Origin of the sequence: Pseudomonas sp. TJI-51, assembly GCF_000190455.2 — a bacterium.
Lineage (GTDB): Bacteria > Pseudomonadota > Gammaproteobacteria > Pseudomonadales > Pseudomonadaceae > Aquipseudomonas > Aquipseudomonas juntendi.
On sequence record NZ_AEWE02000012.1, the window covers coordinates 50,326 to 69,836 of the forward strand.

Consider the following 19,511-nt stretch of genomic DNA (forward strand, 5'->3'; position numbering starts at 1 on the left):
ACGATCACTTAAGCCGGGCAAACCTCGTGCTGCTTCTGCGTGCAGCTTGAGGCTTGCCACTTGCAGCTGTTGTTACTGCGGGTTGGCGCGAGTGCTGGACAGCAGTTGCTTCAGGTTGGCTGCCTTGGGCTTGACCAGCCAGAAGCGCCGCACGTAGTCGTCCAGGTTCTCCGAGAGCTCACGCCCCCACTCGCTGCCGGTTTCCTCCACATACTCGGCAAGGACCCGCGCCAGATGGCTGCGGTAAGCTTCCATGGCTTCCCCACTGATACGCTGGATTTCCACCAGCTCGTGGTTGAGCTTGTCGACGAAGCTGTTGTCCATGTCGAGCACGTAGGCGAAGCCGCCAGTCATGCCAGAACCGAAGTTGTAACCGGTGTTGCCCAGCACGCAGACAAAGCCGCCGGTCATGTATTCACAGCAGTGATCGCCGGTACCCTCGACAACAGCGTGGGCGCCGGAGTTACGGACAGCGAAGCGCTCGCCGGCAGTACCGGCGGCAAACAGTTTGCCGCCAGTGGCACCGTACAGGCAGGTGTTGCCGAGGATGGCGCTGTCCTGGGTGGCGAACGGGCTGCCAGCAGGCGGCACGATGGTGAGCTTGCCACCGGTCATGCCCTTGCCGACGTAGTCGTTGGCGTCGCCTTCCAGGTGCAGGTTCAGGCCACCGGCGTTCCACACACCGAAGCTCTGGCCCGCGGTCCCTTTGAAGCGGAACGTGATCGGCGCCGCGGCCATGCCCTGGTTGCCGTGCAGGCGGGCGATCTCGCCCGATACACGCGCGCCGATGGAACGGTCGCAGTTGCAGATGTCGAGGCTGAACTCGCCACCGGCCTGGTCACGAATGGCCGGCATGGCCATTTCCACCATCTTCTCGGCCAGGTGGCCTTCGTCGAACGGCGGGTTCCTGTCGACTTCGCAGAACTGTGGCTTGTCTGCCGGAATGTGCGAGCTGCCCAGCAGCGGCGACAGGTCCAGGTACCGCTGACGCTCGGTGTCGCCTGGCAGCACGTCGAGCAGGTCGGTACGGCCGATCAGTTCGCCGAGGCTGCGCACGCCCAGCTTGGCCAGCCACTCACGGGTTTCTTCGGCGACGAAGGTGAAGAAATTGATCACCATGTCGACGGTGCCGATGTAGTGGTCCTTGCGCAGCTTGTCATTCTGCGTGGCTACGCCGGTCGCGCAGTTGTTCAGGTGGCAGATGCGCAGGTACTTGCAGCCCAGGGCGATCATGGGCGCGGTGCCAAAGCCGAAGCTTTCGGCGCCGAGGATGGCAGCCTTGATCACGTCCAGGCCGGTTTTCAGGCCACCGTCGGTCTGTACCCGCACCTTGCCGCGCAGGTCGTTGCCGCGCAGGGTCTGGTGGGTTTCGGCCAGGCCCAGTTCCCACGGGGCGCCGGCGTACTTGATCGAGGTCAGCGGCGACGCACCGGTACCACCGTCATAGCCGGAAATGGTGATCAGGTCGGCATAAGCCTTGGCCACACCGGCGGCAATGGTGCCCACGCCGGCCTCCGCCACCAGCTTGACCGACACCAGGGCCTGCGGGTTGACCTGCTTGAGGTCGTAGATCAGCTGGGCCAGGTCTTCGATCGAGTAAATGTCGTGGTGCGGTGGCGGCGAGATCAAGGTCACGCCCGGTACCGCATAGCGCAGCTTGGCGATCAGGCCATTGACCTTGCCACCTGGCAGCTGGCCGCCCTCGCCGGGCTTGGCGCCCTGGGCCACCTTGATCTGCAGCACTTCGGCGTTCACCAGGTATTCCGGGGTCACACCAAAGCGGCCGGTGGCCACCTGCTTGATCTTCGAGCTGCGGATGGTGCCGTAGCGCGACGGGTCTTCGCCACCCTCACCGGAGTTGGAGCGCGCGCCCAGGCGGTTCATCGCCTCGGCCAAAGCTTCGTGCGCTTCCGGCGACAGGGCGCCAAGGGAAATACCGGCGGAGTCGAAGCGCTTGAGGATGGCCTCCAGCGGCTCGACCTGTTCCAGCGCCAACGGCTGGTCGGCCACCTTGACCTTCAGCAGGTCGCGGATCATCGACACCGGGCGCTGGTCGACCAGCGTGGTGTATTCCTTGAACTTGGCGTAGTCACCCTGCTGCACTGCAGCCTGCAGCGTGTTGACCACGTCCGGGTTGTAGGCGTGGTACTCGCCACCGTGCACGAACTTCAGCAGGCCGCCTTGCTGGATCGGCTTGCGCGCGCTCCAGGCTTCGGCTGCCAGCAGCTTCTGGTCGCTTTCCAGGTCTTCGAAGCGTGCACCCTTGATGCGGCTGGACACCCCCTTGAAGCTCAGGCCGACCACTTCTTCGGACAGGCCGATGGCTTCGAACAGCTGCGCACCCCGGTACGAGGCGATGGTGGAGATGCCCATCTTCGACAGGATCTTCAGCAAGCCTTTGGAAATGCCTTTGCGGTAGTACTTGAACACCTCGTCCAGGTCGCCCAGCACTTCACCGGTACGAATCAGGTCGGCGAGCACTTCGTAGGACAGGTACGGGTAGACGGCCGACGCACCGAAGCCCAGCAGCACGGCGAAGTGATGCGGGTCGCGGGCTGTGGCGGTTTCCACCAGGATGTTGCTGTCGCAACGCAGGCCCTGCTCGGTCAGGCGGTGGTGTACGGCACCCACGGCCAGCGAAGCATGCACAGGCAGCTTGCCCGGGGCAATGTAGCGGTCGCTCAGCACCAGCTGGGTCTTGCCCGCGCGCACGGCTTCTTCAGCCTGGTCGGCAATGTTGCGGATCGCCGCTTCCAGGCCGACGCTCTGCTCATAGTTGAGGTCGATCAGCTGACGCTCGAAGCCTGCACGCTCCAGGTTCATCAGCGAACGCCACTTGGCCGGGGAAATGACTGGCGAGCTGAGGATCACCCGCGAGGCGTGCTCCGGGGACTCCTGGAAGATGTTGCGCTCAGCGCCGAGGCAGATTTCCAGCGACATCACGATCGCTTCGCGCAGCGGGTCGATCGGTGGGTTGGTCACCTGGGCGAACTGTTGGCGGAAGAAGTCGTATGGCGAACGCACACGTTGCGACAGCACAGCCATCGGCGTGTCGTCACCCATCGAGCCAACGGCCTCCTGGCCCTGCTCACCCAACGGGCGCAGCACCTGGTCACGCTCTTCGAAGGTGACCTGGAACATTTTCATGTATTGCTTGAGCTGGTCAGCGTCGTAGCTGGCCACGCCCTGGTCGTCGGTCAGCGTCGCCTGGATACGCGTGGCGTGCTGACGCAGCCAACGCTTGTACGGGTGGCGCGACTTCAGGCGGTCGTCGATGGCATCGGTATCGAGGATCTGCCCGGTTTCGGTGTCCACGGCAAGGATCTGGCCCGGGCCCACGCGGCCCTTGGCCAATACTTCCTCAGGCTGGTAGCCCCACACGCCGATTTCAGAGGCGATGGTGATGTAGCCATTGGTGGTGGTCACCCAGCGCGCCGGGCGCAGGCCGTTACGGTCGAGCAGGCACACCGCATGGCGGCCTTCGGTCATGACGATACCGGCCGGACCGTCCCACGGCTCCATGTGCATGGAGTTGTATTCGTAGAACGCGCGCAGGTCGGCGTCCATGGTCTCGACGTTCTGCCAGGCTGGCGGTACCAGCATGCGCACGCCGCGGAACAGGTCGATACCGCCGGTGACCATCAGCTCCAGCATGTTGTCCATGCTCGAGGAGTCCGAACCGACGCGGTTGACCAGCGGGCCAAGCTCTGCGAGGTCGGGGATCAGGTCGTTGGCGAACTTGGTGCGACGGGCCATGGCCCAGTTGCGGTTACCGGTAATGGTGTTGATCTCGCCGTTGTGAGCGAGGAAGCGGAACGGCTGCGCCAGCGGCCACTTCGGCAGGGTGTTGGTCGAGAAGCGCTGGTGGAACACGCAGATCGCCGTTTGCAGGCGCTCGTCACCCAGGTCCGGGTAAAACGCCGCGAGATCGCGCGGCATCATCAGGCCTTTGTAGATGATGGTCTTGTGCGAGAAGCTGCAGATGTAGTGGTCGGCGTCATCGGCGTTGGCAACCGACGAACGGCGCCGGGCGCTGAACAGCTTGATGGCGAATTCCTGGTCGCTCAGGCCCTCACCGCCGATGAACACCTGCTCGATCTGCGGCAGGCGCTCCATGGCCAGGCGGCCGAGAACGCTGGTGTCGATCGGCACCTTGCGCCAGCCAACCAGCTTCAGCCCGGCAGCGATGATCTCGCGATCCATGTTGGCACGTGCAGCTTCGGCTTTGACCGGGTCCTGGTTGAAGAACACCATGCCAACGGCGTACTGCTTGGGCAACTCGACGGCAAAATGCTCCTGGGCCATGGCGCGCAGGAACTGATCGGGCTTCTGAATCAGCAGACCGCAACCGTCACCGGTCTTGCCGTCGGCGTTGATGCCACCGCGGTGGGTCATGCAAGTCAGTGCCTGCATGGCGGTTTGCAGAAGGTGGTGGCTCGCCTCGCCCGTCATATGGGCGATCAGGCCAAAACCACAGTTGTCCTTGAATTCTTCGGGATGGTACAGACCTGTTTTCATAGACACATTCTCACCAGGTTCACCTCTCAACGGAGGCAAATCTCTTTTTTAACAACCACTTACCATCCACGCCGATCAAACGCCAGCTTTTTTGCGGTGGCCATGGAAAACCATTGTTGCACAGCGACAGCGATGCTCACAAATTTTCATGTCTCACCATTGAAAATTTATGTCGCCATTTTGAATGTTTTTGCGTCATGCGCCGTGATAGACGCTTGACTCGAGTCTGAAGCGTTTCAGCCATGACTGCAACTCGGGGCTTGTGGCCGGCAGTCTGGGACAGAAAAACCTGCCGCGCTCGGGCGCAGCAGGCTAGTCGAAAGCTAGAATTCGCTTAGCAACAGGGCAGCGGGGTGGTGCCGCCCGGCAGGTATCAGCGGGCCGAGGCCAGCTCTTGTTGGACGCTGGCGACGGTACGTGGCCAAGGTTTACCAGCCTGGACCTTCGCTGGCAAGTTCTTGATTGCCGCAACCGCAGCATCGCGGCTGGCGAAACTGCCGTAAGTGACCACATACAGCGGCTTGCCTTGCAGGTCTTTCTTGAAGTAGCGATAGTCGCCACCCTGGGCTTTCACGTACGCCTGCGCCGAGGCCTCGGAGCTGGTGCCGAGGATCTGCACCACGTAATTGCCCGGTTTCTGCCCGGCGTACCAGCTGCTGTTGCCAGTGCCGCCAGCGGCTGGCTTTTCAGCAGGCTTGGCGGCCGGCTTGGCCACGGCGACCTGGGTCGGTGCCGGGGCCGGCTTGGCCGTCGCAACCGGCTTGGCAGGCTGGGTTGCGACCGGTTTTTGCGCAGGCGCAACCTGCTGCACGGGTTGCGCAGGCGTCGGCGCGGGGCCCGCCGCTACGCCTTGCGGCGGGGCGATGGTGGTCACGGTCGGCGGCGGGTTTCCAGGCTGCAGGGCGGTATCGCCAGCCGGGCTGCCTTCTTCCCCCTCACCCATGCCTGCGGCCTGGGCCAGCGGCTCGCGCATCACCGGCTGTGACTGCCCTCCCAATGGCAGCGGCACCGGCTGGGACGAGCCAGAGAACTCGATGTTGGCGCCCTGCTTGCCGTCGCCAAGCGGTAACTGAGCCTGGGCAGCCGGTGCGTCGGCCGGCGCTTTTTCGCCTTTCTTGGGCATCAACACGGCAGCTGCAACGGCAACCACGACCACGGCAGACAACGCGAGCACATGTTTTTTTGGCATCTTGAACCCCATGGATGGTCGCTTGGCCGTCGTCCGGCTGGCGATCATGGCTTCGATCAAAGTGTCACGGGCGACCTGGTTGATGTTGCCAGGCCAGCCGTCGGAGTTTTCATGGATATCGACGATCTGTTCACGGCTGAACACCTCGATGCCCCGGCCTGCGCCTTCCAGGCGCTGCTCCAGGTATTCGCGGGGTTCCTCTTCACTGTAGGGGGCCAGCTCGATGATGTGGAAGCGTTCTTCCTCGACATTGAGCTCGTCCAACCCTGCAATCAGCGAAGGCTCACCAAACAGGAACACGTGCGGGCGCCCTTCCGGCACCCCCGCCGCCAATTCCAGCAACGCTTGGAGTGCCGACTCGTCGAGTTGTTCCGCATCGTCCACCAGCAAGTACACTTCCTGCCCGGTGAGTGCCAGTTGCACCACCTTGGACAGGATCGCCTGCATCTCCGGCTGGGCCACGTCCAGGTTCTGCGCGACCTGGCCCAATACACTGGCAGCATCGCTGGCACCACGGGCGGACACCACGACGCTCTGCACCGCCTGCTTGTTGGTACTGGCCACCAGCGCCTGGCGCAGCAGGGTCTTGCCGCTACCCTGCGGGCCGGTGACGACCAGCATCAGTTGGCTGTAGCGAGCCAGGTGGTGCAGCTGGCCGAGCACAGGCTTGCGCTGGGCAGGGAAAAACTTGAAGCCGGGCACCCGCGGTGCGAACGGATCGTGGCTCAACTGGTAATGGTCGAGAAAGGCCTCATCGGCATGCAAACTGGTCATTGCGCTGTCACAACCTCAAAGCTGGGCCACGATCGCGCGGTAATCCGCCGACAGCGTGGCCTGTAGAGTCTCTTTCGGATAGTCGTCGGTGACCACGGCCTCGCCCATCTGGCGCAGCAGCACCAGACGCAGACGCCCGTCGAGCACCTTCTTGTCGACCGCCATGTGCTCCATGAAATGCGCCGGGGTCATTTCCTGTGGTGGCACCACCGGCAAACCTGCGTCCTGCAACAGGCGGATTCCGCGATCGCGCTCGGCCTGGTCGAGCCAGCCAAGGCGCATGGACATTTCCAGGGCCATGACCGTGCCCGCCGCCACGGCTTCGCCGTGCAGCCACACGCCATAGCCCATGTGGGTTTCGATGGCATGCCCGAAGGTATGCCCCAAGTTCAGCGTGGCCCGCACGCCAGACTCGCGTTCGTCGGCGCCCACCACTGCGGCCTTGGCCGCACACGAGCGGCGAATGGCTTCGGTCAGGGCTGCCGAGTCGAGGGTACGCAGGGCCTGCATATTGTCTTCGAGCCAGGCGAGGAAGGGCTTGTCACAGATCAGCCCGTACTTGATCACTTCGGCCAGGCCTGCCGAAAGCTCGCGCGCCGGCAGGGTCTTCAGGCTGGTGGTATCGATCAGCACCGCGTTGGGCTGGTAGAAGGCGCCGACCATGTTCTTGCCCAGCGGGTGGTTGATGCCGGTCTTGCCGCCTACCGAGGAATCGACCTGGGACAACAGGGTGGTCGGCACCTGGATGAAGTCCACGCCCCGCTGATAGCAGGCAGCGGCAAAGCCGGCCATGTCACCGACCACCCCGCCGCCCAGGGCGACCACGGTGGTACGGCGGTCATGCCGCGCCGTCAGCAGGCCATCGAAGATCAGTTGCAGGGTTTCCCAGTTCTTGTGGGCTTCGCCATCGGGCAGTACCACTGGCAGCACCGAGTAGGCCCCCAGGGTCTTGGCCAGGCGGTCGAGATACAGCGGCGCGACGGTCTCGTTGGAGACGATGGCAACCTGCCGGCCGGCAATGTGCGGCGCGAGCAGCTCGGGCTGGTCCAACAGGCCTTCGCCAATGTAGATCGGGTAGCTACGCTCGCCCAGGTCGACCTTCAGTGTCTGCATGTATCCCCACAATGTTCTTGGGCGCGGTGCCGTTCTGGCGACCTGCGCGGTAACGTTGAACCTCGCCTCGGCGCTGGTGGCCGAGAATAGTCCCGGGTTAACGGGGCGGCAACTGCTGCAAGCGCTCGAGGATGTCGATCACCACCATGCGTGGTGGCCGCTCGTCGGTTTCTACGACCAGGTCGGCGATCTCGCGGTAGAGCGGGTCGCGGGTTTCCAGCAGGTTCCGCAGGGTGGCCTCGGGGTTGGCGGTGCGCAGCAGCGGGCGATTGCGGTCGCGCGCCGTGCGGCCGACCTGCTGTTCGACCGAGGCGTGCAGGTAGATTACCCGGCCGCCCTGGTGCAGCGCCTGGCGGTTGGCTTCGCGCATGACGGCACCGCCACCGGTGGCCAGGACCACGCCGTCGAGGCCACACAGCTCGGCAATCATCGCTTGCTCGCGATCACGGAAACCCGGCTCGCCTTCCTTGTCGAAAATCCACGGGATGTTGGCGCCGCAACGCAGTTCGATTTCCTTGTCGGAATCCTTGAACAGCAGGCGCAGCTCTTTGGCCAATAGGCGGCCGATGGTGCTTTTACCAGCACCCATGGGCCCCACAAGTATCAAATTTCGCACAGAATCAACGACTCACAGCAATCGCCTGGTCACTCATGATACGCGGAGTCAGGAAGACCAGCAGCTCGGATTTTTTCTCTTGTAATGCATCGCGTCGAAACAGCCGCCCAACATACGGCAGATCACCCAAAAATGGCACCTTGTCGACCACATTGTTTTGCGAGGTCGAGTACACGCCGCCAATCACGATCGTTTCGCCGTCGGCCACGCGAACCTTGGCATTCACCTCGTTCTTGCGGATCGGCGGCACGTTGTTCAAGGCATTGACGTAATCCGGTTCGTCCTTGGTCACCCTGACAGCCATGATTACCTTGTTGTCCGGGGTAATTTGCGGGGTCACCTCCAACGACAGCGAGGCCTCGCGGAACGACACCGAGGTGGCGCCGCTCTTGGTGGTTTCCTGGTAGGGCACCTCGGTGCCCTTGAGGATCCTGGCCGTTTCCTTGTCGGCCGTGACCACCTTGGGTTGCGAAATGATCTCGCCATTGCCGCTTTTTTCCATGGCGCTGAGCTCAAGGTCCAGCAGCACATCCCCGCGCAGCAGGCCAAGGCCGATGCTGCTGCCAGCCCGCTCGACACCCAGGTCGACGAACAGCGACTTGCCCGGCAGCGGGTTGTCGCCATACAAAGGGCTGCCCCAGCGCACCCCAAGGGCTTTCTCGTAATCGACGTTGGCCTCGACGATGCGCGCCTCGATCGCCACCTGGCGCACCGGCACATCCAGCTGCGCCACCAGTTGCCGCAGTTCATCGAGGCGTTCGGCCGGCAGGTAGGCCACCAGGGTATTGGTGCGCTCATCGACACTCAGGCTGCCCCAACCGGCGAGCAGGCTTTCGTCGGCCAGGCTGGTCTTGAGCAGTTCCGCAAGTTCGGCAGCCTTGGCATGGTGAACAGGCAACAGCTCCCGGCGCATGGGCTGCAACTGCGCCTCCAGCACCTGCCCCGCACGCGCTTCGGCAGTTTGCGCAGCCAGCGTGGCCGCCGGCGCCACCAGCAGCACATTGCCCTCCTGGCGCCGGGCGAGGCTTTTGCTGCGCAAGACCAGGTCCAGCGCCTGATCCCACGGCACATCCTGCAAGCGCAGGGTGACATTGCCCTGCACCTCGTCGCTGGCGACCAGGTTGACGCCGGCGTAGTCGGCGAGTACCTGCAAAACCGAGCGAATCTCGACATCCTGAAAGTGCAGCGACAGCGGCTCACCCTGGTAAGGCGTCGCGGTCGCCAGAGGCATGGGCAGCAGGGCCGCCAGCAGGTAGATCATCCTCGTTCTCATTCTGATCCGGGGCCTCCTTGCCCAGGCGTTTTGCGAGGGTGATGAACGCCGTGCGTTCATGCCACACCCCCGCCATGAACAACCGTTCGCGCACTTCGACCTGGCGCGGGCCGATGTGCATCACTATCCCTTGATCACGCCCTACCCGGTCCCCAAGGCGGACGCGGTAGAGCCTGCCGGCCGCCCGCAGCAGCGCTTGATGTTCCTGCCCACGCGTCAGGCTGCCGACCATTTCCAACTGGGCCAGGGGCGCGCGGGTCAAACCACCCGACAGGTGCGTTGCCAACGCGGCGAACGGATCCATGGCCGGTGCCCGCGTTGCCGGCCTGGCAGGCAGCCGCGCAAGCATGGCGACTGCCGCCCCGGCAACCGGCGCGTGATAGGCATCGACCCGCAGTTGCAAACGCAGCAGGCCTGGTTCGCCACCGCCGGCTGCCAGGCGCATGCTGCGACCGTGCATGACACGCGCCTGCCCCAACCACTCGTCCAGCCAGCCCCGCAAGGCTGGGTAGCTGCCCACCACCTGCAACTCCAGTGGCACTACGCTGAAGCCATGCCGCTGCTGCTGCTCGTGCACATCGAGGCGCTCGACGAGCAGGCCGTGCTCGCGCCCCGAACCCGACAGGCGGTCTAGCAGGTCGCTCATGCTTTCGCCGGCAGCCAGCTGCCATTGTGCCTTTTGCAAGCGCTGCCCATCGCTCGCCAGCTGTGCCCGCACCCCCTGCAACTCGGCAATCTGCGCCTGCGTGGCAGCCTGCTGCCGGTTCAGCTCGGCGTGCTTGCCCTCTTCTTCACCCTGCTGCTGCAACATGCCCGGCAGGCGAATCGCGCAGCCCAGGCCGAACAGCAGCACCGCCAGTGCCACAGGTGCCAGCCGCCGGAAGCGGCTGGAGCGCTCGGCTGCGCCAAGCCATGCGAGCAGTTGCACCCTGGTCACGACCAGAACGCCGCCACGCGCGCAGCCAGCAAGAACTCATCGCCGCCTGGCTGGCTCTTGATGTGTTTGAGCTCCAGGTCCAGCAGCACGCCGGAGCGCTCGAGGTCGCGCATGAACTGGGCCAGTACGGCGCCGGAGGTGGCGAGCCCGGTCAACTCCAGGCGGCCGTTTTCCAGGCTGAGGCCCAGCAACTGCATGCCCAATGGCAGTGCCCTTTCGAGGTCGGCGAATACGCCAGGCAGAACCCCCTGCTGAGCCTGCAGGCCCTCCAGCACCGCCAGGCGGCCGAGCAGTGCGGCATGCTGGGCACGCACATCAGCCAGTGGCTGAGCCTCCAGGCCCAGGGTTTCCAGGGCTGCCTGGCGCTGGGCGTTGGCCAACGCTTGTTGCTGGCCGCGCTGGCGTGCCTGTTGGTCGACCAGCGTCACGGCGCACAATGCCAGCAAGGCGCCAGCCACCAGATGGCTGCGAAACCGGCGCATGGCCGCCTGGCGCTGGCGTTCGCGCCACGGCAGAAGGTTCAGCCGCATCATGGTCGCGCCCCTCCAAGCGCCAGGGCACTCGCCAGCAGCATCGGCCCATCGACCTGGGCAAGCCCGGCCAGCGCAGGCAGTTCTTGGCACGGCAGCGCCAGGCTTTGGCCCAGGGCCTGCAGCCAGCCCGGCTGCAGCGGCGACCAGTTGCTGACCCACAACCTGGCAGGTAAAAGCCCTTCGGCGAGCAGCGCGGGCAGCCGCTCGGGCAGTTGCGCGGCCATATCCCCGTCAGCTGCCCGCAGCTCCCGACGCTGCAGCGCCCCGCCAGGCGCCCAGGCATGAACAGTCGCCCGGTGGGGTTCGATACGCAGCAACGCCGCCCCAGCCTGCTCACCCGCAGGCAGCATGCGGCGCAGGGCAATACTGTCGACCTCGACCGCCTCCAGTTGCAGCCCCGCCTGCTGCACCAGCGCTTGGAGGGGTGCCAGTGCACTCTGCCGACACGCTGCAACCAGCACCTCGCTGCAGGCTGGCTGAACACCTGAAGCCCCCAGGACCTGGAAGTCCAGGGCCAGGTCTTCCAGCGGGAACGGAAACAACCGTTCGGCATCCGCCAGCAACTGCGCCTCCAGTTGCTCCTCACCGGGCCCCACTGGCAGGGGACACAGCTTGCAGATGACCTGGCTGGCGGGCAGCGCCAGAGCCAGCCGCCGCTCGCCGAGGCCGCTGCGCCGATGGGCGCGCTGCAATGCCGCCGAGACCTGCTCGGGCGCTGCTGCCCAGTCATTGCCTGCCCCGAGCTGCAGAGGCTCATGGGCCCAACCCAGCACCCGCCAGCCGCCTTTGCGCTGTTGCAGTTGCACCAGATGAATGGCGTGAGCGGTAATTTCCACCCCTACCAGTGAACCGGCATCCTTGCCGAAGCGTCCAAGCATTGCGAATTCCTTGCTGTATGTCGCGCCCCCGCGGCAACACTGGGCCGGGGCCATCCGTCAGGGCGACGGGCTGCCTGGCCGGTGGCCCGGAAAGGCGAAAAAATGCGTATAATGCCCAGCGTTTTTTGGTCCGCCGGACCTGCGTGCAATCCACTTTCAACCTGGACACCGAAAAGCCTTGATACGTCTGCTGAAGTTCTTCTGGTGGTCTTCCGTCGCAGTCATTTGCGCGCTCGTACTCGGTGTGAGCGGTGCGTTTCTGTATCTTAGTCCCAACCTGCCCTCGGTCGATTCGCTCAGAAGCATCCAGTTGCAGATCCCCCTCAAGGTGTACAGCAGCGATGGCAAGCTGATTGCCGAATTTGGCGAAATGCGCCGTTCGCCGATCCGTTTCGCAGACATTCCCCCACAGTTCATTCAGGCATTGCTGTCAGCCGAGGACGACAATTTCCTCAACCACTACGGCGTGGACCCCAGCAGCCTGATGCGCGCGGCCACCCAGCTGGTGAAAACCGGGCACATTCAGACCGGCGGCAGCACCATCACCATGCAGGTGGCCAAGAACTTCTTCCTGACCAGCGAGCGCAGCTTCTCGCGCAAGACCAACGAAATTCTGTTGGCCCTGCAGATCGAGCGGGAGCTGACCAAGGACGAGATTCTTGAGCTGTACGTGAACAAGATCTACCTCGGCAACCGCGCCTACGGTATCGACGCCGCGGCCCAGGTCTACTACGGCAAGTCGATCCGTGACGTGAGCCTGGCACAGATGGCGATGATCGCCGGCCTGCCCAAGGCGCCCTCGCGCTTCAACCCCCTGGCCAACCCGGTGCGCGCCAAAGAGCGCCGCGACTGGATCCTGGGCCGCATGTACAAGCTGGGCAAGATTGACCAGGCCAGCTACCAGGCCGCCTTGGACGAGCCACTCAACGCCAGCTATCACGTGCCGACGCCCGAGGTGAATGCACCGTACGTCGCGGAAATGGCTCGCGCGGAAATGGTTGGCCGCTACGGCAGCGAGGCTTACACCGAAGGCTTCCGCGTTACCACCACCGTGCCCAGCGACATGCAGGAAATGGCCAACAAGGCCATCCTCAATGGCCTGTCCGATTATGACGAGCGCCACGGCTACCGCGGCCCTGAAGCCCGCTTCCCGGGGCGCACCGAGGCTGCCTGGCGCCAGGAACTGGGCAAGCAACGCACCTTGGGCGGGCTGGAGCCCGGCATCGTCACCCGGGTCGAAAAAACCGGCCTTGCGGTGCTGACCCGTGACGGCCAGCAGGTGCATGTGGCCTGGGACACCATGAAATGGGCGCGCCCGTTCATCAACAGCAACGCCCAGGGCCGCACCCCGCAATCGCCCGCCGATGTCGCCCAGGTCGGTGACCTGGTGCGCCTGCAACGCCTGGACGATGGCACCTTCAAGTTCAGCCAGGTGCCGGGGGCACAGAGTGCACTGGTCACCCTCGACCCTAACAGCGGCGCCATCCGCGCCTTGGTCGGCGGTTTCTCGTTCGAGCAGAGCAACTACAACCGGGCGATGCAGGCCAAACGCCAACCGGGCTCAAGCTTCAAGCCGTTCATCTACAGCGCTGCACTGGACAGTGGCTATACCGCCGCCAGCCTGGTCAACGACGCGCCGATCGTATTCGTCGACGAATCGGTCGATAAGGTGTGGCGACCGAAGAACGATACCAACACGTTCCTCGGCCCGATCCGCATGCGCGAAGCGCTGTACAAGTCGCGCAACCTGGTTTCGATCCGCTTGCTGCAGGCCATGGGCGTGGACCGCACCATCGACTACATCGCCAAGTTCGGCTTCAACAAGCAGGACCTGCCGCGCAACCTGTCGCTGGCCCTGGGTACCGCCACCCTGACGCCGATGGAAATCGCTACAGGCTGGAGCACCTTTGCCAACGGTGGCTACAAGATTGCCCCCTACCTGATCGACCGTATCGAGAGCCGCAGTGGCGAAACGCTGTTCACCGCCAACCCGGCTCGCGTACCCCAAGGTACTGAAGACCAGGCCGGCCTGGCCGCCCCCGAGCAGCCGATCAGCACCGCCAGCATGCCCGGCGAGGCACCGGCGGCCCCCGGCCAAACTCCTGCGGCAGCGCAGCCACCAGCGGTTGCCGAGCGCATCATCGACGGGCGTACCACCTATATTCTCACCAGCATGCTGCAGGACGTGATCAAGCGCGGCACCGGCCGCCGGGCGCTGGCTTTGGGCCGCACCGACCTGGCAGGCAAGACCGGTACCACCAACGAGTCCAAGGACGCCTGGTTCTCTGGCTACAACGCCGACTACGTGACTACCGTGTGGGTTGGCTTCGACCAGCCGGAAACCCTGGGCCACCGGGAGTACGGCGGCACGGCGGCGCTGCCGATCTGGATGAGCTTCATGGGTGCGGCACTCAAGAACAAGCCTGCACATGCGCCGGCCGAGCCAGAAGGCATTCTCAGCCTGCGCGTAGACCCCGTCAGCGGCCGGGCAGCTTCGCCGGGCACACCCAATGCCTACTTCGAGCTGTTCAAGGCCGAGGATTCGCCGCCATCGGTGGACGAACTGGGCAATGGGGCCGTGCCGGGCAGCCCATTGCCAGCGGATGAAGCGACGCCGATGGACCTGTTCTGAGGCAATCCGGGGCAGGTGCACGGCGGCGTTCGACCCTACGGGCGCCGACACTGTCGGCCCCTGCCCCTCACCTGCCGGCCCCGACGCATTCCCACCGCGCATAAAAAAGCCCCGGCTCGAAAGAGCCGGGGCTTTTTACACCGCTACAACAGCAATCAGCCGTTGAACACGTCATCCACGCTCTTGAGCGGGTAGTGCTTTGGATACGGCAGGGTAGCAACGCCGGACTCGATGGCAGCCTTGGCCACGGCGTCGGAAACGACGGTGATCAGGCGGGCATCCAGGGGCTTCGGAATAATGTACTCACGGCCGAACTCCAGCGCTTGCACGCCGTAGGCATCGCACACTTCCTTGGGTACCGGCAGCTTGGCCAGGTCTTTCAGGGCGATGGCCGCAGCGATTTTCATTTCTTCGTTGATGCGCTTGGCGCGTACGTCCAGGGCACCACGGAAGATGAACGGGAAGCCCAGTACGTTGTTGACCTGGTTCGGGTAGTCCGAACGGCCGGTGGCCATGATCACGTCGCTGCGGGTGGCGTGAGCCAGCGCTGGCGAAATTTCCGGATCAGGGTTGGAGCAGGCGAACACGATCGGGTTGGCCGCCATCGACTTCAGGCCTTCCGCGCTCAGCAGGTTCGGGCCGGAAAGGCCAACGAACACGTCGGCACCCTCCAGGGCGTCGGCCAGGGTGCGCTTGTCGGTCGCGTGGGCGAACTGGGCCTTGTACTGGTTCAGGTCGTCACGGCCAGCGTGGATTACGCCGCTGCGGTCGATCATGTAGATGTTCTCGACCTTGGCACCCATGCTCACCAGCAACTTCATGCAGGAGATGGCAGCTGCACCGGCACCCAGGCACACGATCTTGGCTTCTTCGAGCTTCTTGCCGGCGATTTCCAGGGCGTTGATCATGCCGGCCGCAGTAACGATGGCGGTACCGTGCTGGTCATCGTGGAACACCGGAATGTCGCACTGTTCGATCAGCGTGCGTTCGATCTCGAAGCACTCTGGCGCCTTGATATCTTCGAGGTTGATGCCACCGAAGGTGATCGAGATGCGGCGAACGGTGTCGATGAATGCTTGCGGGCTTTCCGATTCGACTTCGATGTCGAATACGTCGATACCTGCGAAACGCTTGAACAGAACGCCCTTGCCTTCCATGACCGGCTTGGAAGCCAGTGGGCCGAGGTCACCCAGACCGAGGATGGCAGTGCCATCGGAAATCACCGCAACCAGGTTGCCTTTGCCGGTGTATTTGTATGCCAGCTCTGGATCCCGGCCAATTTCACGCACCGGCTCGGCAACACCTGGGCTGTAGGCCAGGGCGAGGTCACGGGCAGTGGCAGTTGGCTTGGAAAGTTCGACGCTCAGTTTCCCCGGGCGAGGTTGAGCGTGATATTCGAGAGCGGCAGTTTTCAGGTCTGACATGGTGGGCATTCCGCTATTTACTGTTCTGACGGACCGCCGAGGATACGCAAAGAGCCGGGTAGTCACAAGACTGGTCGGTCACTTGTGTCAAGGCCTTTAGCCTACGACTTTCCGCTAAAACCCACGGGGGCATACGGCTAACAGTGTGTACAATCCAATAGCGAACTGTCTACATTTTTTAGCCAGAAGTACGCGCCAGCATGCTCGGGTCGGTCAGTGGCAATACCCAGCGCCGCTGCCCTGGCTTGAGGCCGCCCTTGCGGGAACGGTCCACCACCCAGCCACGCACCTCGACCTGGCGCCCTTTGAGGTTAGCGAAGAAACTGGCCGGGAAGTTGCGCTGCAGACGAGCGGAGACCTGCACCACCACGGCACGGTCAAGGTTCAACCAGACACCACCACGGTTGCGTTCGATGCTCATGATTCGGCCACTGAGCACAGCAAAACCAGGCTGCCTGATGGCGTCTGCCGGCACCACGGGCGACTGCCGCCAAAGGCCGGCGCCGGCCTGGCGTGCGGCCTGCTCGGCGCGTTGCTGGCAGCCACTGAGGCGCACATTGGGGGCGACGGCCACCCGGTAGCCCAAGCCCTCACTGAGCAATTGTGCTTCGAGATTGTCGCCATTACGGCCATAAATGTGCGCCAGTGTGCGCCCATACTTGTCTTTGGCTTGCACACCGGGAACCAGCCCTACACGCCCGTCACTGGCCTTGACCAACGCCTGCAGGCGCCGCTTGGCAGCTTCGGCATAGGGCTCGCTGCTACGCCCCTTGCGACCGATCTCCGGGGTGTTGATGCCGATCAGCCGCACACTGCGGCCATCCACCAGACGCAAGGTGTCGCCGTCGACCACCTGTCGCACCCGAACCTGCTCGGGTTTGCCCGGCAGCGGGCAGAAGGCGTGGGCGGGCAGATGCCAGACCGCACCCACAAAAAAGGCGCCCACGAGGGGCGCCTTTTTCAGCAACAATGCGAAGCCCGAAGGACTCGCCATGCGCATGATTACTTCTTGGTACCGAACATACCGAAGCGGTCGGCGAACTTCTGTACGCGGCCACCGGTGTCCAGGACTTTCTGCTTACCGGTGTAGAACGGGTGGCACAGGTTGCAAACGTCGATCGACAGGGTGCTGCCCAGGGTCGAACGGGTTTCGAACTTGTTACCGCAGCTGCAGGTGACTGCAACAGCTTCGTAGTTCGGGTGGATACCTTCTTTCATGGTCACTTCCTCGAGCTGCGTGCCGCCACCCAACACCAATTGTTGAATACCGCACGTAATTAGGCGGCGAATAATACCAGAGCACACCGTCAGTGCAAGATGTCGCTTGCACCGACCGTCGTCTGCTAGGCTCGCCAGTTCTTGTAATGCCCTCCGAGACTTTCTGCGTGTCCGACGTCATCCTGCGCCTTGCCCTGCCCTCGCCGTTGCGGCGCCTGTTCGACTACAAGGCGCCAGCGAGCATGGCGCGCCAGGCCCTGGCCCCTGGCATGCGCATTCGCGTGCCCTTTGGCCGCCGCGAAATGATCGGCGTACTGGTCGAAGTGTGCGCGCAGAGCGAGGTGCCCGCCGACAAGCTGAAGCCGGCCAGCGCCTTGCTCGACCCGGTCTCCCCGATTCCGCCTTCGCTGTTCAAGCTGTGCCTGTGGACCGCGCAGTACTACCAGCACAGCCTGGGTGACACCTTGAGCTGGGCCTTGCCCACGCTACTGCGCCAGGGCGAGCCCGCAGAAATGCGCCAGGAGCGCTTCTGGCACATTGCCCCCGACGCCCGCCTGGACGACCCGCGCATCGCCCGGGCACCGCGCCAGCGCGATGCCCTCAAGACCCTGGCGCAGCACCCGCACGGGGTGGCGCACAGCCTGCTGGCCAAGCTCAACCTGAACAAGGACAGCCTCGACCTGCTGCTGGCCAAGGAACTGGTGCAGATCGAAGTCCGCCGCCAGAAGCCGGGCTTGCGCCACGAACACTGGCTGGCACAGCCGGAGCTGCCGCTCAATGACGAGCAACGCGATGCCTTCGAGGCGGTGTGCGAAGGCTTCGGCGGTTTTGCGGCCTTCCTGCTGGCCGGCGTGACCGGCAGCGGCAAGACCGAGGTCTACCTGCAGCTGATCCGCGAAACCCTCGAGGCCGGCAAGCAGGCGCTGGTACTGATCCCGGAGATCAACCTCGGCCCGCAAACCCTGGCGCGCTTCGAGCAACGCTTCAACGCCCGGATTGCCTTGCTGCATTCGGCGGTGAACGACCGGGACCGCCTGGACGCCTGGCTGGCGGCACGCGATGGCGAAGCCGACATTATCATCGGCACCCGTTCAGCGCTGTTCACGCCCATGAAAAACCCTGGCCTGATCATCATCGACGAAGAACACGACGGTTCTTATAAACAGCAGGAGGGCCTGCGCTACCATGCCCGCGACCTGGCGCTGGTGCGGGCGCACCAGGAGAACATTCCGATCCTGCTCGGCTCCGCCACGCCCTCGCTGGAAACCTTGCACAACGCCCTCACCGGCCGCTACCGCCTGTTGCGCATGAATCAGCGCGCGGGCGGCGCACGCCCACCGCGCATGCTGCGCCTGGATGTCAAAAGCCTGCCGCTGGACAGTGGCATCAGCGGCCCGCTGCAGCAGGCCATCCGCCTGACACTGGAAGCCGGCCAGCAAGTGCTGGTGTTCCTCAACCGCCGCGGCTTCGCCCCTACGCTGCTGTGCCACGATTGCGGCTGGCTGTCGGAATGCCCGCGCTGCGACGCGCGCATGACCGTGCACCAGCGCTCCGGGGTGTTGCGCTGCCACCACTGCGGCTATGACGAACGCCTGCCACACCAGTGCCCGCAGTGCGACCACGTCGACCTGCGCCCAGTCGGTGCGGGCACCGAACGCGCCGAAGAACGCCTGAAAGTGCTGTTCCCGGACTACCCGATTCTGCGTGTGGACCGCGACAGCACGGCGCGCAAGGACGCCATGCACCAGCTGTTCAGTACCATCCAGAAAGGCCAGCCGAGCATCCTTGTCGGTACCCAGATGCTTGCCAAAGGGCACCATTTCCCGCGGGTAACCCTGGTGGCCATCCTCGACGCCGACGGGGGGCTTTTCTCGGGCGACTTCCGCGCCAGCGAGCGCATGGCGCAACTGATCGTGCAGGTCGCCGGGCGCGCCGGGCGTGCCGAGGAACCGGGCAAGGTCATCATCCAGACCCACCTGGCCGATCACCCGCTGCTGGTGCAACTGACCGAACAAGGCTACTTCGCCTTTGCCGAACAGGCCCTGGACGAACGCCGTGCCGCCGGGCTGCCGCCCTACTCGCACCTGGCCTTGCTGCGCGCAGAAGCGCACAAGCCGGGGCAGGCTGAAGGTTTCCTGGACGAGGCCTGCGCCGCCGCCGAGCGCCTGGTCGCCGAACAGCGGCTGCCAGGCATCGAGCTGCTGGGCCCGGTTCCGGCCCCCATGGAGCGGCGCGCCGGGCGTTTCCGCGCGCAGTTGTTGATACAGGCCAACACCCGGGCGCCTTTGCATCGACTGATCAGTGCCTGGTTGCTAGTGTTGGAGCAGATGCCGAGCGGGCGCCAGGTCCGCTGGTCGCTGGATGTCGACCCGGTCGACCTTTATTGAGCTGCAAGCTGCAAGCTGC

The 19,511-nt window shown here is 64.2% G+C and carries 13 protein-coding genes; 2 read left to right on the forward strand and 11 right to left on the reverse strand.

The window, feature by feature from the left end; translation table 11 throughout:
* Positions 1–72: 72 nt before the first annotated feature.
* The 8 genes from gltB to pilM form a co-directional block, all read right to left on the reverse strand.
* Positions 73–4,518, reverse strand: a complete 4,446-nt coding sequence (gltB, locus tag G1E_RS02870) for a glutamate synthase large subunit (protein ID WP_047149603.1) — start codon at positions 4,516–4,518, stop codon at positions 73–75.
* Between the two features lie 373 nt (positions 4,519–4,891).
* The gene (locus G1E_RS02875; RefSeq protein ID WP_047149604.1) at positions 4,892–6,481 is read right to left on the reverse strand and encodes an SPOR domain-containing protein; all 1,590 of its coding nucleotides are present in this window, start codon (positions 6,479–6,481) and stop codon (positions 4,892–4,894) included.
* 15 nt (positions 6,482–6,496) lie between these two features.
* The gene (aroB, locus tag G1E_RS02880) at positions 6,497–7,594 is read right to left on the reverse strand and encodes a 3-dehydroquinate synthase (RefSeq protein ID WP_009684952.1); all 1,098 of its coding nucleotides are present in this window, start codon (positions 7,592–7,594) and stop codon (positions 6,497–6,499) included.
* 97 nt (positions 7,595–7,691) lie between these two features.
* Positions 7,692–8,210, reverse strand: a complete 519-nt coding sequence (gene aroK / locus G1E_RS02885) for a shikimate kinase AroK (RefSeq protein WP_009684951.1) — start codon at positions 8,208–8,210, stop codon at positions 7,692–7,694.
* A gap of 4 nt (positions 8,211–8,214) precedes the next feature.
* Positions 8,215–9,483 (reverse strand): type IV pilus secretin PilQ, encoded by a 1,269-nt coding sequence (locus tag G1E_RS02890; RefSeq protein ID WP_052960501.1) that lies wholly within the window; start codon positions 9,481–9,483, stop codon positions 8,215–8,217.
* Positions 9,407–10,405, reverse strand: coding sequence for a pilus assembly protein PilP (locus G1E_RS02895; RefSeq protein WP_047149614.1), 999 nt, complete (start codon positions 10,403–10,405; stop codon positions 9,407–9,409). Before G1E_RS02895 ends, G1E_RS02890 begins: the two co-directional genes overlap by 77 nt.
* Positions 10,406–10,416: 11 nt before the next feature.
* Positions 10,417–10,953: a PilN domain-containing protein gene (locus G1E_RS02900; protein WP_009684948.1), complete on the reverse strand. Its 537-nt coding sequence runs from the start codon at positions 10,951–10,953 to the stop codon at positions 10,417–10,419.
* On the reverse strand, positions 10,950–11,831 hold the full coding sequence (pilM, locus tag G1E_RS02905) for a type IV pilus biogenesis protein PilM (RefSeq protein WP_047149605.1): 882 nt from the start codon (positions 11,829–11,831) through the stop codon (positions 10,950–10,952). The genes G1E_RS02900 and pilM overlap by 4 nt, the downstream gene beginning before the upstream one ends.
* A 181-nt stretch (positions 11,832–12,012) precedes the next feature.
* On the opposite strand from pilM, the gene G1E_RS02910 reads away from it, so the two are divergent.
* On the forward strand, positions 12,013–14,463 hold the full coding sequence (locus G1E_RS02910) for a penicillin-binding protein 1A (protein ID WP_370593773.1): 2,451 nt from the start codon (positions 12,013–12,015) through the stop codon (positions 14,461–14,463).
* 155 nt (positions 14,464–14,618) lie between these two features.
* Here the strand turns inward: G1E_RS02910 and G1E_RS02915 are convergent, their stop codons facing one another.
* The 3 genes from G1E_RS02915 to rpmE all read right to left on the reverse strand — a co-directional run bounded on the left by G1E_RS02915 (position 14,619) and on the right by rpmE (position 17,105).
* Complete coding sequence (locus G1E_RS02915) at positions 14,619–15,887, reverse strand: malic enzyme-like NAD(P)-binding protein (protein WP_009684943.1); 1,269 nt, start codon at positions 15,885–15,887, stop codon at positions 14,619–14,621.
* Positions 15,888–16,065: 178 nt separating this feature from the next.
* A complete protein-coding gene (locus tag G1E_RS02920; RefSeq protein WP_009684942.1) occupies positions 16,066–16,887 on the reverse strand; it encodes a thermonuclease family protein in 822 nt (273 codons plus the stop codon).
* Between the two features lie 2 nt (positions 16,888–16,889).
* Entirely contained in the window at positions 16,890–17,105 is a 216-nt protein-coding gene (gene rpmE / locus G1E_RS02925; RefSeq protein ID WP_009684941.1) for a 50S ribosomal protein L31, read from the reverse strand.
* A 167-nt stretch (positions 17,106–17,272) separates the two neighbouring features.
* On the opposite strand from rpmE, the gene G1E_RS02930 reads away from it, so the two are divergent.
* The gene (locus G1E_RS02930; RefSeq protein WP_009684940.1) at positions 17,273–19,492 is read left to right on the forward strand and encodes a primosomal protein N'; all 2,220 of its coding nucleotides are present in this window, start codon (positions 17,273–17,275) and stop codon (positions 19,490–19,492) included.
* Positions 19,493–19,511: the final 19 nt, after the last annotated feature.